Origin of the sequence: Mycobacterium ahvazicum, from assembly GCF_900176255.2 — a bacterium.
Lineage (GTDB): Bacteria > Actinomycetota > Actinomycetes > Mycobacteriales > Mycobacteriaceae > Mycobacterium > Mycobacterium ahvazicum.
In genome coordinates, this window is sequence record NZ_FXEG02000002.1 from 1,880,979 (window position 1) to 1,896,801 (window position 15,823).

Here is a 15,823-nt window from a genome sequence, read left to right on the forward strand (position 1 = left end):
ACCCATCCCATTCGCCGGAGACGGGGTCGGCGCCAATGTTATGGTTGCCGCCGTGGCAAACGGTCTAGACGTCAAGACTCGCCTGCTGATGTGGTGGGTGCGCGGTGAGTATTGGCTGGCACGCAAGGTACTGCCCGATGTTTATGCGAGCGACGGCCTACTCAGCTTCCACAACGACGCTTTCCTGGACGACCCCGCGTTCCAGCGCGCCTATAAACGTGGCGCTCGCGCCCTGCCCGACCAGGACTGGTATCAGTGGCAGTGGCGGGTGCACGTCGGGCTCTGGGCGGCCAAGAGCGCGAGTCTGCTGGACGGCGATTTCGTCGAGTGTGGCGTCAGCTATGGGTTCTTGAGCAGTGCCATCATGGAGTACCTCGACTGGGACAGCCTGGGCAAGACGTTCTATCTGCTCGACACCTTCGCCGGAATCGATTCGCGGTTCGTCACAGAGGCGGAACGCGAATCGGGCGAGTATGAGCGAAGTCAGTTGAAGCTGCGCAATGGGATGTACGTCAGCGGAGTCGAGGGTGTCCGCGCCAATTTCGCCCAGTGGAAAAACCAGCGCATCATCGTCGGTGCGGTTCCGGAAACTCTCGACCAAGTCGAAGCGCAGACGATTGCCTACCTACATATCGACATGAACTGTGCGCCACCAGAAGTCGCGGCGCTGCGCCATTTCTGGCCGCGGCTGACGCCGGGTGCCTTCGTGCTCCTCGACGACTACGCGAATCGGGGGCGCGACGAGCAGCGTGCCGCGATGGATGCCTTGGCGGCAGAATTCGGGGTGGTGATCTGTGCGCTGCCCACCGGTCAGGGCCTGCTGATCAAGCCGGCACGGTGACGCGCTCAGGCGGACGCATTTCTGCGCGCGGCATCTTCTAGAAGATCGGCAGCGCGGCCGACGCTTTCGGCGGGTCTGGACATTCGGGTCGCGAGTTCGCGGGCGCGGGTGGCGTATTGCGGCGCCAGAATCTCGCGCAGATCCGCGATCAGCGTCTCCTGCGTGGCCGACGAAAAGCGCCGTGCAGCACCGACCTTCAGCCGTTTCACCTGGGCTCCCCAGTACGGCTGATCGGCCGAGCTCCACAGGATCAGCGTGGGAATCCCTGCGCGCATGCTCGCGGCAGTGGTGCCCGAGCCGCCGTGGTGAACCACTGCGCGGCAGGCCGGGAAGATCGTGGCGTAGTTGACCGGGCCCACCAGCTTGACGTGGTCGGGGCGCGGCACGTCGGTGAAGTCGGTGCCACCGAAACACACCAATGCTCGCTCACCCAACTCCGCGCACGTCGTGCCGATCATCTCCACCAGTTCGGTCGGAGATTCGACCGGGATGCTGCCCGAGCTGAAGCAGATCGGGGGCGTTCCCCCCGCGATCCACGACGTGACCCCTTCGTCGGCATCGGTGGCCAATTCCATTGTCAGCGCACCGACAAAGGGTCTTCGGCCGTCCCATTTCGCCCACTCGGCGGCGAGCCCTGGATAGCACACCTCGTCGTAGCCCTGGATCTCCAGGGATCCCCGGTCGGCGATGCGTCGCTGTGAGCGAGCCGTCGCGTTCGGCAGCCCCAGTGCGCGGCGCTGCTCGTCCTCGACCTTCTTCGTCGCACGCCAAAACAGCCATTCGATCGCCGTCATCGAGGAGCGCACCAGCGGCGCCGGCATGGTCGGTACCAGTTGGCCGTTGGCCCGCATCGGAAAGTGATGCAGGGTGGCCAACGGAATGTCGTAGTGCTCGGCAACGTTGGCGGCAGCCTGCTCGAAATTGATGCCGGTGGACAGCAAGTCGGCCCCGTCGGCCAGCGACATCAGCGTCGAACTCACCTCGGCCCAATGCACAATGATGGGCTCCCAGACCTTGCGCACCACATTGCTCGGTCCGGTGATCGTCCACGCGCTGCGGAAGAAGTCCGTCCACATGTTGCGCAGGAAATCCTCGTCCAGGAATTCCTCTATCGGCGGTCCGTACGCCACGGCCGCCAGCCCCGCGTGCTCGGTGAATTCCAGTAGTCCCGGCGGGACCGCCAGGGCCACCTCGTGTCCTCGGCGCTGCAGTTCGCGGCCCACGGCAGCGGACGGCTCGACGTCGCCGCGCGTTCCATAGCTCGCCAGGACAAACTTCATCAGGAGCCAAGCCTTTCAGATGTCGTGGGTCGGCGCCGTCCGGGTGTCGGTGGCGGGGCGCCGGATGACATCATTCGATGTCGACTGAATCCACCGAGGCCTTTCGGTCAAGCGCCGAAGGCTCTTTTCGTAATGAGATACCCACCGGTTGAATTCGAGTAAGGTGTTGATGTTCTGCAGTTCGTCGTTGTATGGCGGCCTGAATCTGGTAAGCGAGTACAGGTTGAACGGGGGAGGAAGAAGGGATTGACTCCTTGACGGAGCCGTCGGCGACGAATTCTTCCCAGCAGAGTCAGAGATTCTCTCAATACCACAGCATCGCGTCAGCAGCACCGGATGGTGATGCTGGTTCGCCGCTGGGGCACACCAAGTTTCGCCCGGATATCGAGGGTTTGCGTGCCGTCGCGGTGTTGGGAGTCGTCCTTTTTCATGCCAGTGTGCCCGGAGTCGGTGGTGGCTTCATCGGCGTCGACGTCTTCTTTGTTATCTCGGGTTTCCTTATCACCGGGCTGCTTTGGCGCGAGGTGAGCACTGCCGGGACTATCCGGCTGCGCCGCTTTTATGGGGCACGCGCCCGTCGATTGCTGCCGGCGTCGGCGACGGTGGGTGTCGTCACCGCGATCGCGTCGTTCCTATTGCTGCCCTCTTTGCTTGTCCAGCCCGTTCTCCTGGACGGCATCACCAGCGCGCTCTACGTGGGCAACTGCTGGTTCTTTCTCGAGGCCACCGACTACTTTTCCGATAGCGCCAATGCGTCGCCCTTCCTGCACTACTGGTCGCTGGGTGTGGAAGAGCAGGTCTATTTCGTGTGGCCGGCCATCATGCTCGGCGTCGCGTGGGTGATCCGCCGGGCGCGCCGGCGCACAGGGGACAGCGCCGTTTCGCCGAAGACCTATCTGGTCGTTCTTGCGCTGATCGGGGTGGTCTCGTTCGCGGCGGCGGTCTTGGTCACTCGCGCATGGCCGCCCGCGGGGTTCTTCTTGATGCCCACCCGGGCATGGGAATTGGCCGCCGGAGGGCTGGTGGCCCTGACGGCCACCCAGTGGCGCCGCCTGCCGCCACTGGCTGCCGCGGCCGCGGGATGGATCGGGTTGGCCGCAGTGCTGCTGACCTGCGTTTTCTTGAGCTCGACCACACAGTATCCGGGTATCGCCACCCTTGTCCCCGTGCTCGGCACGGCGCTGGTCATCGGTGCGGGATGTGCCACGTCCACCCAGGGAGCCGGGCGGTTGCTGTCGCTGGCGCCGATGCGAGCGATCGGCCGGGTGTCTTACTCGTGGTATCTGTGGCACTGGCCGGTGCTGCTGCTCGCTGCGCCGCTACTCGGTCATCCGCTTGGGCTGACGGGCAGGCTGGTGACAGTCGTCGTCTCCGCCGGCCTGGCCGCGCTCACCCTGCGCTTCATCGAGAACCCCCTCCGATTCTCGCCCGCGGTGAACCGCTCTGCCGGACGTAGTCTCGCGGTCGGTGGCGCAGCCACCGCGGTAGCGGTAGGCGTGAGCTTCGTGCTGCTGGTATCGGTGCCGCTGCCGATCGGTCGCGGTCCGGCGGCGCCCACACTCGCGGTAACGGTGACCCCGCCCACCGGGAGCCGAAGCGTCGAACTGTACGACGAGGCCGTGCACCAGGCGTTCGCGCAAGTCCAGGCCGCGGTCGCGGCCTCGGCAAACGTGCGGGCCGTACCGTCGAATCTGCAACCGCCGCTAGGCGATGCGACTGCCGAACAATCGGCGATGTTCGGCAGAGCCTGCATGCGGGACTTCTTCTCCGCCGACCAACCGGAGTGCGCGTCCGGTGACACCGCGTCGCGGACGACGCTGGCCCTCGTCGGCGACTCGAACGCCGCGATGTGGACTCCCGCGTTCGAGGAAGTCGCCCGCGAGCGGCGCTGGCGGCTGGAGAGCCTGGACAAGGTCGGATGCCCACTGTTTGATCTGCGCCTCACCACCCCGCACTTGCGACGGGAGTACACCGAGTGCGAACAGTGGCGCGGTCGGATCCTCAGCCGGCTGCAGGCCGAACGCCCGCGATTGATCGCGCTGAGCATCTCGCGTACTTATCGAGACCAAGGATTCACGGCATACGACTCGGCGTGGATCGGCGGTCTGACCCGCCTCGTCCAAGAATTGCGCGGTACGGGTGCGGAGGTGTTGGTACTCGGGCCGATCCCCGATCCGCAGTCGAAGGTGCCGGTCTGCCTATCGGGTCATCTGGACGATGCGACAGCATGCGGTCGGTCACGGTCGGTGGCCGTCGACGACGTCGGTATCGCGGCCGAGGCCACCGCGACCAGAGCCGCCGGCGGGCAATACGTCGACCTCACACCGTTGTTCTGCACCACCGAGCGCTGCCCGGTCATTGTGGGCGACACATTGGTGTACCTCGATGAGGTGCACTTGAGTTACGAATACGCCCGGCAGCTCGCGCCCGTTATGGGTTTGCTGGCCGACCGCACCCTGGTACATAACTGACCGCAGCGGGCCGGGCTGCCTAGGCTTCCTGCCATGAGTCCTTCGACCGACTTGGTGAGTGCCGATGCGCGTGACCTGGCGGCTCGGGCGCTCGGAGAAGACCGGGTACTCGTCACCGGCGCGTCGGGCTGGCTGGGGCGCACCGCACTCGACCTGCTGGCCCCGCTGGGCCTGCCCACCCTCGCCCTGGCGAGCCGGCCGAGGGTCATCCGGGTCGGTGGACGCGATATCGAGTGCCGAGGGTGGGACCCCGATGAGGTTGCCTCCTTCGCGCCGACCGTCGTGCTGGATTGCGCCTTTCTGACCCGCGACAGGGTGGCGGGCATGCCGCTCGGCGAATACGTAGGCGTCAACCGCGGCCTGACCGAGCGAATGGTCTACGCGACGCAGCTGCCCGGCGTGCGTCTGGCACTCACCGTCTCAAGCGGAGCGGCGGTCTATCCCCACGACGCTCTCAACGGGCAGGTCGAGGACAATCCGTACGGCTACCTCAAACGCGAGGCCGAGCAGCGCCTGGCCCAGGCCGCGGCCGACAGTGGGGTCGCATCCGTGATCGCTCGTGCCTGGAGCATCTCGGGCGCCCACGTACAGAGTCCGCAGAACTACGCGTTGGGTTCGATGATCCAGGCGGCTCACACGGGTGCGATCCGAATTACCGCACGTCGTCCGGTTTTTCGCCGCTACGTCCTTGCCGAGGAGCTGTTGGCGTTAGGTATCGCCGAGGGCGGCGTTGGGTCATGCACGATCGACACTGGCGGAGAACTGGTCGAGATGGCAGAGTTGGCCAGCCGGGTCGCTCACGTGGTGCGTCCGGAGGCCGCAATAAGCCGTGACGCGGTCGATGTCGGCGATCCGGATCGATACCACTCAGACGGACACGACTGGGAAAGCCATTGCAGGAATTGGCAATTCACCAGCGTGTCGCTTGACGGTCAAATCGAGCTCACGGCCCGCGGGGTGCTAGCCCAGGTGTGATCACATCACACGGGAACCGCAAGGGCTCCCAGCCGGCCCATTCGCAAACCACCGACGCTCGCTGTCGGGTCGGAGGCGGTCCCTACTACCCGAAAACCACCACGGGCCAGCAACGTTCGTAGAGATCGCGTCGAGAAGTAGTTGATGTGTTCGCTCTGCTTGACGGTCCCTAGCCGTGGCACGCTCCGGCCGAGGTTGCGCGCGACGCCGGTCGCGAAATCAGCAGCGATCCAGCTGAAACGGGTGACGGAAACCCAATTCAGGAACCGACGGTAACGTGGCCCGGCATGCCATGGGTGCACTTTCGGCCGGTCGAGTGGCACCTCGACGTAGAAGAGCCCGTCGTCGGCGACCGCCGACCGAACCTCGGCGACCAGTGCCAGCGGGTCAACGAGGTGTTCGAGAAGGTGAGCTGCGACCACCAGGTGAGGGCTGTCGGGAAGCTCGTCGAGCGTTGACGCGGCCTGTACACCCTCGACCAGGTTTTTCCCCGAGACTTCGATGACATACTTGCTGCCCGCATAGCCGGCGGGAAAGAACTGACCCTCGTCACCCCCAACGTCGACGATATTGCGTAGGTCGTCGATATCGGTATGAGCCGCAACAACTTCGGTCATGAACTCGGTGCGTTCGGCGGCGGCGTCGGAGCCGGCCTTCGTTGCGAAGTTCACCCTGCGGGAGTACCAGGGCTCCCAGCCGCGCCGGATCGACAGATAGCGCTCGTCACGGTAGCCGGAATACATGGCATCGAGAGTGTCGGCGTCAAAGCGATGGGAGAAGTAGACCAAATCGCAGTTGCCGCAGCGGCGAAGAGCCGTATCGCGAGGTGGGTCATGCCGATCGCCGCGGAGCTGGGAAATGAACGGCGCAATTCGGCCGTACGCCTCCATGGCTCCCGGTCCTAGGCAGATCGGACAGGCCTGGTGCATGTATTTTGAAACCCCCTAACGGCAAGTGGATTCGTACCCTTCTGCTGCTAGGTGAAACCCCGATGCCGCGGTTGAATTTCACGCCGTCGCAAATATTTGTAATCGCCTATCCTGTAGGCTATTTCGCGAAGGATCGCGTTACAGTTGCCCTTAACCAGACAAGCCGCCGCTCATCGCGGCGCCAGCCCGTCCCGAATGTTTGCCGGACGGACTGTCCGGCTAATTTCGATTGCGTGGCCCCTAAAGGCGATTCGCCACCACGGCGAGTCCGCGCAGAGCCATGTCACCATCGGGTGCGACCGTAGCGGGACGATCCAGTGCCGACTGGATCGCCGTTGGCAGCGGCGTGAAACGCTGGGCGACGCCGCCGCAGAAGAGGAGTTGGTCGGTCGGTGAGAATCCGACGTTCGGAGCCGAGTCGACATACGGCGCGGCGATCGCCGACACGAGCGCGCGCAGCAGGTCTTCGGCGGTGTGGGCATCGGTGATGCCTGACCACCCGCCACCGTTCTGGTCGTGGAATGTCGGGTGCGCCTGGGGGAGCGAATGGTTCACGGGCTCGGCGGCGGCTTGCATGGCCCACGCCCAGGCGTCGTCGCCCTGGAGACGTGACAGCAACTCGACACCGTGCGTCAGCGCCCGTCCTGCCGGAAGGTGCGTCACGGTGTGCAGTAGCAGCCCGTCGAAATACGGTCGAGTCTGGCAGCGGTCTTCGGCATGAGTTTCGGCGAGACGTGCGACCTGACCGCCGGTTGAGATGTTGAATGCGGTAACGCCGTGGCGCAGTCCTGCCCCGAGCAATGCGGCTTGTTGGTCGCCGATCGGAGTAAAAACTGTTGCGCCCGAAGTGCGGTGTTTGCCAACCACTTCCGGCGTCGACGACACGCGGGGGAGCTCGAGTCGTGCGTTGCCGCCGACTAATGTGGTGGCCTGCTCACACCACGAGCCCGCGTGGAGATCGAACATTCCTGAGGCGGCGGCGTCCGTTGTGTGCTGCACGAATGCCGGTTTGCCGGTCAATGACGCGGCCACCCAGGACAACAGGCTGTGCACGCGCAGGGGACCGTCGAAGGCCGAGAGATCGGTCGCGTAGATGCCCGCGACCGGTAGCCCCGAGCGCAGCTCGTTCCCGGTTGCCAGCCAGGTTTGCGAGGGTAACGCGTTACGCAGCTCATCCAGGCGTGATGTGCCGTTGTCGGGTCGCAGGGCGCGGTTGTCGCCGAAGGTGGCCAGCGGTAGCTGGGGCTCGTTGTGTCTGTCGGTCAGCGTCCAGCCGTGCATCTGGCCGCTCAGCAGGATCCGGTCCGGATTGTCGGCCTCCGGCAGGACGGACGCGATGGCCCCTTCGACCACGTCCAGCACTACGGCGGGGTCGACTGTCCGATATGGCCCGGCGAGCGACAAAAACGGCGGAAACTGGAATTTGGTTTCCGCGTCGATGTTCTCGTCTGAACGCAGGACCGCGACCTTGACGTAGGTCGAACCGATGTCAACGAGCAGCGAAGAGCGGCTCGTCATCCAGGTATTCCGCGACCTCAGCGACAAGTGCCTCGTCAAGCGGTTTCGCCACGATCCTCAGATCGCCCTCGTCATGCAGTATCGAAAAGTACATGACGCCGTTACGAACCTTCTTGTCGCGCTTGAGCGTATCCACCAGCTCCTGGGCCGACGGAATGGCAGAGATCGTGTAGTCGGTGTTGGCGGCCAGGGCGGTGCGTACCCGTGCGGCCGTTTGCGGGTTGGTCAGGCCCCACCTCATCCCGAGAAAGTTGATCAGGTCCATGCCCCACATCACCGCGATTCCGTGTGGAACTTCGTTATGGGTCAGCGCTTCCAGCGCGTGTCCGAAGCTATGACCGTAGTTCAGCACGCGCCGCAGATCCGACTCGTGTTCGTCCTGCTCGATCACGAGCCGCTTGCTCTCCAGCGACTTGCGGATCATCTCCAGCAGACGCGGATTGCGGTGGCCACCGTCTTGTAAAGCCTCGACAAGGTCGCCGAAGAATGCGCCGTCATTGGTGAGCGCAAGCTTGTAGATCTCGCCATAGCCGGAGTCCAGCTCAACCTGCGGCAGGCTGGCCAGGAATTCCGAGCAGATCACCACGTGGCTGGGCGAATGGAATACGCCGAGCTGATTCTTCAACGGCAACACGTTGATACTGGATTTCGCGCCGATGCAACTGTCCGCCTGACTGAGCAGCGTCGTCGGAACGTTTGTCCAGCTCACGCCGCGGTAATAGACGTGGGCCGCGAAAGTCGCGACGTCCTGTATGACGCCACCACCGATCGCCACGATGCGGGCCGAGCGGGTCGCTTTGTTCTCCAGCAGCCAGTCGATGAAATGGCCCACTCCGGTAAGTGTTTTGGTTTCTTCGTCCGCCGTCGCTCGATACGTGGGGTACTGCAACAGCCCGTTTAGAGCTTCGCCATAGATTTCGATCAGAACCTCGTCGATGATGACAAACGTCTCCGGGCCGGCATCGACGAGCGCGGCCACTTGCGTGACATCACCGACGAAATCAACCGGGTAGTCACCCTGCTCAGACTTGATGATCATCCGATCCTGGGTCACAGGCACAGAAAACCTCCATCGATCGCTATGGATTGTCCAGTGATATAGGAATTTTCGGCCGACACCAGCCAGCAAATGAAGCGCGCAATCTCCGCAGGCTCGGCCAGTCGGCCGACTGGGATGCGGGCGGCCAGGGCCTCGAGCTGCTGTGCGTCGTTGTTCTGGTACGTCAGATCGGTGAGGACGAACCCGGGGGCGACACAGTTCGCGATCACACCGAAGAGCCCGTACTCGACCGCAACCGACCGCACTACTTCCTCGATCGCTGCCTTCGACGAACTGTAGGCAACCCGTCCGGCACGAGCCCGGTGGGCGTAGACGCTCGAGACCGCGACGACTCTGCCGTAACCGGCAGCCGCCATTTGGGGTAGCAATCCTTGCAGGAGTGTAAGGTTGCAACCAACATTGACTTGTTGAGTTCTTGACCAGTTCTCCATCGAAATGTCCTGCAGCGGTTCAGGAAAATTGATTCCTGCGTTGAGCACCAAGATGTCGATTGGCTCGTCGAGGTCGCGCAGATAGGCAGACACGGATTCAGGGTCTGCGAGGTCGAGTTCCTTACGGCCGGGCCGCAGCACTCGAACTCCTTTCCCCTCCAAGGCGTCAGCGACTGCGAGGCCGATTCCCCGCGCGGCGCCGGTCACGAGAGCTGTGGGCGTCACGTGTCTTCAGAACCCGCGATCGAGGACGATGCTGCGGCACTGGCCTGACCGGTCACGCTCGTCCCCTTCTTGTTGCACGTGCCCACCACGCTATCCGTAGCAAATGCGGCAGCGGCGATCTAAGGCGGTGCCGACTGGGCTCAGTGGTGGTTGAGAACCTTCCAGCGCGCATCAAGCATCTCGATGCGCTTGGCGTCCTCGTCGGTGATGTGGCCGTAGTAGTCGCGCTTGTTGAGCAGCCAGAGCAACTCGAAGTGCACGGCGTTAAGTAGCCCATCGCCAATGGAATCGAGGGTTCCGGCCGAACCGTCGAACACGACCTTGCGAGTTTCAAAACGCGTCAGGTGTACCGCCGCGACCTCGCGGATGGTGTCCAGCGTGTCGCTCGAAATCGCGCCGCCGAGAACCAGGTCGAGCCCGGCGCCCTTTGCCTTCTCGGCGACAGTGGTCACATACTGGGTGATCTCGGGGCTGTTGATGGTATCGCGGGTTTGGCCAAGCGATCCGGTGAAGTCCACGCGGCCGAAGACGATGCCGTGCACACCGCGGTTCTTCTTGGCCAGATCCAGCATGGCATCCAGGTTGTTGTAACCCGTGATTGTCTCCAGGTTGAACAGGAAATCGGTGTCGAGTTCCTCGTCCTCGTCGTAGACGGTGTTCTTGGCCGCGACGTACTTCGACAGCGCGTAGGCGGTTTCCACCATTGGTGCGACGATATAGCGCACGCCGATCTGCTTGGCCTCCAACAGGTCACGCATGGCCTCGCACCCGCCGATTTTCACGGTTAGTGGCAGACCCGCAGAACGTGCGATGTCGACAAGGCGCAGCAGCTCGTCGATTCGGGTGCCTTCGGCCTCGAACTCTGCCTTGACACTCACGACGCCGTGTTTTTCCTTGCCGGCGCGCAGGATGTCGACCATTTGCCGTTCGGTCTTGTTCATGTTGCCTTCCCCTGTATGGGCCCCATTAATCTGCAGAGAATGATTCCGCGTCGTCCTGCTAAACGGGCGATTTTGGGCAAAACAGCCGGGGCGCTCAATTTGCGCCTGCGACTTGCGACATAGCGGCTCCGAGGTGGACGGTCACCCGCTTCTCCACCTCAGGAGGAAGGTCGGGACTCATCCGGTGCAGCGGGTTGGACTTCATCGAACCGTCGGCCTGTACCGCCGATGTGATTTTCGGGTAGTAGGTCTGATCCGGGTCGATGGGCACTTCGATGAGCGCCGGGCCGTCCGCGTCCAACAGGGATGCGACTGAAGGAGCGTCCAATCCAGCCTCGGCGTCGAGCCGGGTGAACGGGATGCGATATGCCCGGGCCAGCTCCTCCCAGCTCGGCAGACCCAGGCCGGTTTGCGCGTCGCAACCGATCCACGCTCCTGCAAAGTAGTTGCGTTGTGTCATTCGGATCGACGCATATCCATTGTTGTTGAGAACGAAGACCTTGACATTTGCACCGGTCGCGGCCAGCGTGCCGAGCTCCTGGAGATTTTGGGCGAATCCGCCGTCCCCCTCGGTGAGGAACACCTGGTGGTGCGGGTTGGCCAGCGCCGCGCCGATCGCCCCGGATAGCCCGTAGCCCATGCTGGCCAGCGCCTTGTTCGAAATGATTTTCTGGTCGGCTCGCAGTTGGACGGCCTGCATCGCGACAGTGAAGGCGCCGCCGCTGCTGCAGGGCACCACGATGGCGTCGGGCCGGGCAACCTCGGCCAACCGCATCGCGAACTTGTAAGGCTCTACATATCCCGGGGCCGTGACGTTCTGCGGGTCGTTCAGCGGCAGCTCGTCGCGCACCGAAGCGACGAATTGCCGCCACGCCTGCCAGCGATCGGGATCGCCGAGGTCGGAGGTGTAGAACGCCGACAGAAACCGGTCGGCGTCGCCGCGCACCGCGAGATCGACGCGCGGATGACCCTTCTCGAGTTCAGCGGCGTCGACGTCGACCTGGACCAACCGACCCGCGGGTACGAACTCTTCCCAGGCGAAACCGGTCTGCTGCAGCCCCAGCCGACTGCCGACCGCGATCACCAGATCTGCCTGCTGAAGGAGGATGTTGGCCGACCGCTGTCCCCAGGTGTTCGGGCGGCCCGCGTACATCGGGTGTTCGGTCGGAACCCGGTCGGCTCCGTGCCAGGTGGTCATCAACGGGATGCCCGCGGCTTCCGTCCGCTGGCTCAGAGCTCGCACCGCCGCACGGCTTACCCCGCCGCCGATCAACACGACAGGACGCTCCGACTTGCGCGTCCAGCTCAGCACTTGTTCCAGATCCGTCGCCGACACCTCGGGGAGGGCGGCCGCTGCCGGAACGGCGCCGCCGTCCTGGTCCGCCAGCGCGGGTGCCCCCTGTGCGTCGAGGCAGACTTCCAGGAAGACCGGTCCTTGCCGGGGGGTGCGCCCGTCCAGCACAGCGTCGAGTATTACCTCGCGGGCGACTGGCCGTTCGATGCGGATCGCGCGTTTGGTGACACTGCGCACCAGCTCCACGCCGTCGATCTCCTGGATGCCGCGCTGGCGCACCGCCCCGCGGCTGAGGTCGCTGCTTTTGACCTGCCCGCCGATGATGAGCAGTTCGCGGCTCTCTTGCCACGCGCCCGCGATTCCGGTGATCGCATTGGTGATTCCGGGGCCGGCCGTCACCAATGCCATTGCGCGGCCGGTGTTCTCGTCGCGAGCGGCGTTGAAGTATTCGACCGCGATCGCGGCGGCGACCTCGTGCACGAACGGCACGCACTCCACCCTCGTGCGCACCGAGTTCAGCAGGTGCATGTTGTTGCCGCCCGCCACGAAGAAGCAGTGCGTATACCCGGCGGCGACCAGCCAGTCGATCAGCTGATCCGAGTATTTCGAGGGCGGAGAGCTCATATACCAACCTTCTGGCTGACGACGAAGTTGGGGCGTTGCTTGACCTCTTCGTATATGAGCGCGAGGTATTCACCGACGACCCCGAGTAGCAGTGTGGTTACCCCGAAACCGATCAGCATGACGCAGATGAGCGACCCGAACCCGGGGAAGGGGACGCCGTAGAAGATAAAGCGCGCGGCCAGCACGAAAACCGCGATAGCCGCTGCGGCACTGAGGAAAAAGCCGGTCATGGTGATCAGACGCAGCGGCACGTAGGAGTGGGCGAGGATGCCCTTGCCGGCCAGGTCCATCACCTTGAGGGTGTAGGCCTTGGATTCCCCCGCAAAACGGGGCGCCCGTTTCATCGGCAGCCCGATCGACTTGAACCCGACCCATGAGAAGAGTCCCCGGACGAAGCGGTTACGCTCTTCCATCGAGCGAACGACTTCGTAGACCTTACGGTCGACCAAGCGAAAGTCGCTGGCATTACTGGTAATTCGGTCGTCGGTGAGCTTGCCCGCCAGCCAATAGAACAGTTGAGAGTTCATCTTGCGAATGGGTCCGGTGCCGCCGCGCTCGGTGACCACCCCGTAGACGTTCTCGTAGCCCTGCTCCCATGCCCGGATCATCTCCGGGATGAACTCGGGCGGATCCTGCAGATCGGCGGTCATCAGCACGACGGCGTCGGCGTCGACGATATTGAGGCCGGCCGTCAGGCCGCCGTCCATCCGGAAATTGCGCGCCAGTTGCACGATCTTGAACCGCGGGTCCGCCTGATGGATCCTGAGCAGCTTGTCCATCGTGTCGTCGCTCGAGCCGTTTTCGACGATGATCGCCTCGAAGTCATACTCCGGCTCGGAGTCGAAGACCGCGGCCAGCTGGCGAGCCAGCTCCTCGACGCAATCACTTTCGTTGTAGGCAGGCGCGATTACGGCGATCTTCTTCTTCACTCCCACACCTACTCCCATACTTTCCACGGCGGGTTCCCACTGTTCCAGAGATTGTTCAGCAGCTGGGATTCTCGGAAGGTATCCATTGGCTGCCAAAACCCCCGGTGCGGGAACGCGGCGATCTGGCGGTCTTCGGCCAGACGAAGCAGCGGCTTGTCCTCCAATACGGTTTCGTCGCCGTCGAGGTAGTTGAACACCCCCGGCTCGAAGATGAAGTAGCCGATGTTGATCCAGTCCTCAGTCTTGGGCTTCTCCCTGAACTTGGCGACCGCACCGTCCTGCTCGAGGTCAATGACCCCGAACCGGCTCATCGGCTGGGTCGCGGTCACGGTCGCGAGTTTGCCGTGCGACTTGTGAAACTCCAGCAGGGCTGGAATATCGACATCCGCGATACCGTCGCCATACGTACAGAGGAACGCTTCGTCGCCCACGTACTTCTGAATGCGCTTGATCCGGCCGCCCGTCATGGTGTTCAGGCCGGTGTCGGCGACGGTGACCCGCCAGTTGAATTCGTCGTGCGAACCGTGATATTCGATGCTCGACTGGTCACCGAGGGTGATCGTGAAGTCCAGGTTCGACACCCCATAGTTCGAAAAGTAGTTCTTGATGTACTCGCTCTTATAGCCCGTGCACACGACGAACTCCGAAATGCCGTGATGTCCAAGGATCTTCATGATGTGCCAGAGCACCGGCCGTCCGCCGACCTCGACCATCGGCTTGGGCCGGAACTCGGTCTCCTCCCGCATACGGGTACCCAGACCACCAGCGAGAAGCACGGCTTTCATGAGGAGTTGTCCAATCTCAAGGCAATCGTTCCCCGACCGGTTTTGCTGACGCGGCGTCGCGCAGGTGACACACTAGCAATGTCGAGAAGCGGCGGCGGGGTTTCCCGGGCCCGCTGGGCGCCGTACAGACCACACACGCATGAGGAGATCTCATTTCAAGACTCGATACCGATGGGCTTTCGGGGGGCGGGCTTGAGGAGTATCGCGAGGATATCCTTGCCGCGGTCCGTGAATACGCGAAGCGCAAGCTAACAACTTCGGAGTTCGTCCCCGGCGTCACGCCGGTCCCCGTGTCGGGCAAGGTCCTCGACGCGGAGGATTTCGCGGCGCTGGTCGATGCCTCGCTCGACGGCTGGCTGACCGCGGGGCGGTTTCATCCGCTATTCGAGCGCGCCCTGGCCCGTTACGTGGGCGCCCGGGGAGCCATCTTCGTCAACAGCGGGTCGAGCGCCAACTTGGTTGCGCTCAGCGCCCTGACCAGCCCGAAGCTTGGGCAATACAAGAAGAGATTCGGCAAGCGTCCGCTGCAACCCGGCGACGAGGTGCTGACTGTTGCCTCGGGATTTCCCACGACGGTCAACCCGATCATCCAGAACGGAATGCGTCCGGTCGTCGTCGATATCGAACTGGGAACCTACGACGCCATTCCAGACAGGCTCCGCGAGGCCGTCAGTCCCAAGACGCGGGCCATCATGATGGCCCATACATTGGGCAATCCCTTCGACCTCGACACCGTCGAGGAGCTGTGCGACAAGCACGGCCTGTGGTTGGTCGAAGATTCGTGTGACGCTCTCGGGTCGACGTACGACGGGAAGCGCACCGGCAGTTTCGGCGACACCGCGACGGTGAGTTTCTACCCCGCGCACCACATTACGACCGGCGAGGGCGGGGCGGTGTTCGTCAAGTCGGCGCTGGTCCGTAAGCAGGCGGAGTCGTTCCGCGACTGGGGCCGGGACTGCTACTGCGCGCCGGGCAACGACAACACCTGCGAGAAACGGTTCGAGTGGCAGCTCGGCGACCTGCCCAGGGGCTACGACCACAAATACATCTACAGCCATATCGGTTACAACCTGAAGGCCACCGACATGCAGGCCGCGGTTGGCCTGTCCCAGATGGCCAAGCTCGACGGTTTCGTCAAGGCGCGCAAGGACAATTTCGAATACCTGACCGCACGGCTGACCGGTGTCGAGGGGCTCATCCTGCCGGTCGCGACACCCAAGTCGGACCCATCCTGGTTCGGCTATCCGATCACGCTGCACCCTGAGCACCCCGTCGACCGCACCAAATTCATGCAGTTCCTCGACGAGCGCAAGATCGGGTTTCGTCAACTCTTCGCCGGCAACCTGGTCAAACAGCCGGCCTACCGCGACGTCGACTTCCGGATCGTGGGCGACTTGACCAACACCGACATCGTGATGAACCGGACGTTCTGGGTCGGTACCTATCCCGCACTGACGACCCCGATGCTCGACTTTGTGGCGGATTCGATCCGCGAGTACATGGCCGAGGCCGCCCGATAG

13 protein-coding genes are annotated in these 15,823 nt (G+C 63.5%); 4 read left to right on the forward strand and 9 right to left on the reverse strand.

The annotated features are described in order from the left end of the window. Positions 1-40 precede the first annotated feature (40 nt). Positions 41-841, forward strand: coding sequence for a class I SAM-dependent methyltransferase (locus tag MAAFP003_RS11185; RefSeq protein WP_207768506.1), 801 nt, complete (start codon positions 41-43; stop codon positions 839-841). A gap of 5 nt (positions 842-846) precedes the next feature. On the opposite strand, the gene MAAFP003_RS11190 is transcribed toward MAAFP003_RS11185, so the two are convergent. Beyond that, a complete protein-coding gene (locus tag MAAFP003_RS11190; protein WP_096286909.1) occupies positions 847-2,121 on the reverse strand; it encodes a glycosyltransferase in 1,275 nt (424 codons plus the stop codon). Between the two features lie 317 nt (positions 2,122-2,438). Here MAAFP003_RS11190 and MAAFP003_RS11195 point away from each other — a divergent pair, with 317 nt between their 5' ends. Then, complete coding sequence (locus tag MAAFP003_RS11195; RefSeq protein ID WP_096291062.1) at positions 2,439-4,592, forward strand: acyltransferase family protein; 2,154 nt, start codon at positions 2,439-2,441, stop codon at positions 4,590-4,592. A 33-nt stretch (positions 4,593-4,625) separates the two neighbouring features. Continuing rightward, positions 4,626-5,567, forward strand: a complete 942-nt coding sequence (locus MAAFP003_RS11200; RefSeq protein ID WP_096286911.1) for an NAD-dependent epimerase/dehydratase family protein — start codon at positions 4,626-4,628, stop codon at positions 5,565-5,567. Between the two features lie 5 nt (positions 5,568-5,572). Here the strand turns inward: MAAFP003_RS11200 and MAAFP003_RS11205 are convergent, their stop codons facing one another. The 8 genes from MAAFP003_RS11205 to rfbF all read right to left on the reverse strand — a co-directional run bounded on the left by MAAFP003_RS11205 (position 5,573) and on the right by rfbF (position 14,303). After that, entirely contained in the window at positions 5,573-6,310 is a 738-nt protein-coding gene (locus tag MAAFP003_RS11205) for a methyltransferase domain-containing protein (protein WP_165796353.1), read from the reverse strand. Between the two features lie 426 nt (positions 6,311-6,736). Then, the gene (locus MAAFP003_RS11210; protein WP_096286915.1) at positions 6,737-8,014 is read right to left on the reverse strand and encodes an FGGY family carbohydrate kinase; all 1,278 of its coding nucleotides are present in this window, start codon (positions 8,012-8,014) and stop codon (positions 6,737-6,739) included. Next, positions 7,986-9,074, reverse strand: a complete 1,089-nt coding sequence (locus MAAFP003_RS11215; protein WP_243393871.1) for a 3-dehydroquinate synthase — start codon at positions 9,072-9,074, stop codon at positions 7,986-7,988. The genes MAAFP003_RS11210 and MAAFP003_RS11215 overlap by 29 nt, the downstream gene beginning before the upstream one ends. Continuing rightward, entirely contained in the window at positions 9,065-9,730 is a 666-nt protein-coding gene (locus tag MAAFP003_RS11220; RefSeq protein ID WP_096286919.1) for an SDR family NAD(P)-dependent oxidoreductase, read from the reverse strand. The genes MAAFP003_RS11215 and MAAFP003_RS11220 overlap by 10 nt, the downstream gene beginning before the upstream one ends. A 140-nt stretch (positions 9,731-9,870) precedes the next feature. Next, on the reverse strand, positions 9,871-10,671 hold the full coding sequence (locus MAAFP003_RS11225) for an aldolase/citrate lyase family protein (RefSeq protein WP_096286921.1): 801 nt from the start codon (positions 10,669-10,671) through the stop codon (positions 9,871-9,873). 94 nt (positions 10,672-10,765) lie between these two features. Beyond that, complete coding sequence (locus tag MAAFP003_RS11230) at positions 10,766-12,589, reverse strand: thiamine pyrophosphate-binding protein (protein WP_096286923.1); 1,824 nt, start codon at positions 12,587-12,589, stop codon at positions 10,766-10,768. Further along, a complete protein-coding gene (locus MAAFP003_RS11235) occupies positions 12,586-13,536 on the reverse strand; it encodes a glycosyltransferase (protein ID WP_096286924.1) in 951 nt (316 codons plus the stop codon). The genes MAAFP003_RS11230 and MAAFP003_RS11235 overlap by 4 nt, the downstream gene beginning before the upstream one ends. Then, entirely contained in the window at positions 13,527-14,303 is a 777-nt protein-coding gene (gene rfbF, locus MAAFP003_RS11240; RefSeq protein WP_096286926.1) for a glucose-1-phosphate cytidylyltransferase, read from the reverse strand. The genes MAAFP003_RS11235 and rfbF overlap by 10 nt, the downstream gene beginning before the upstream one ends. Before the next feature lie 152 nt (positions 14,304-14,455). On the opposite strand from rfbF, the gene rfbH reads away from it, so the two are divergent. Beyond that, a complete protein-coding gene (rfbH, locus tag MAAFP003_RS11245; protein ID WP_096286928.1) occupies positions 14,456-15,823 on the forward strand; it encodes a lipopolysaccharide biosynthesis protein RfbH in 1,368 nt (455 codons plus the stop codon).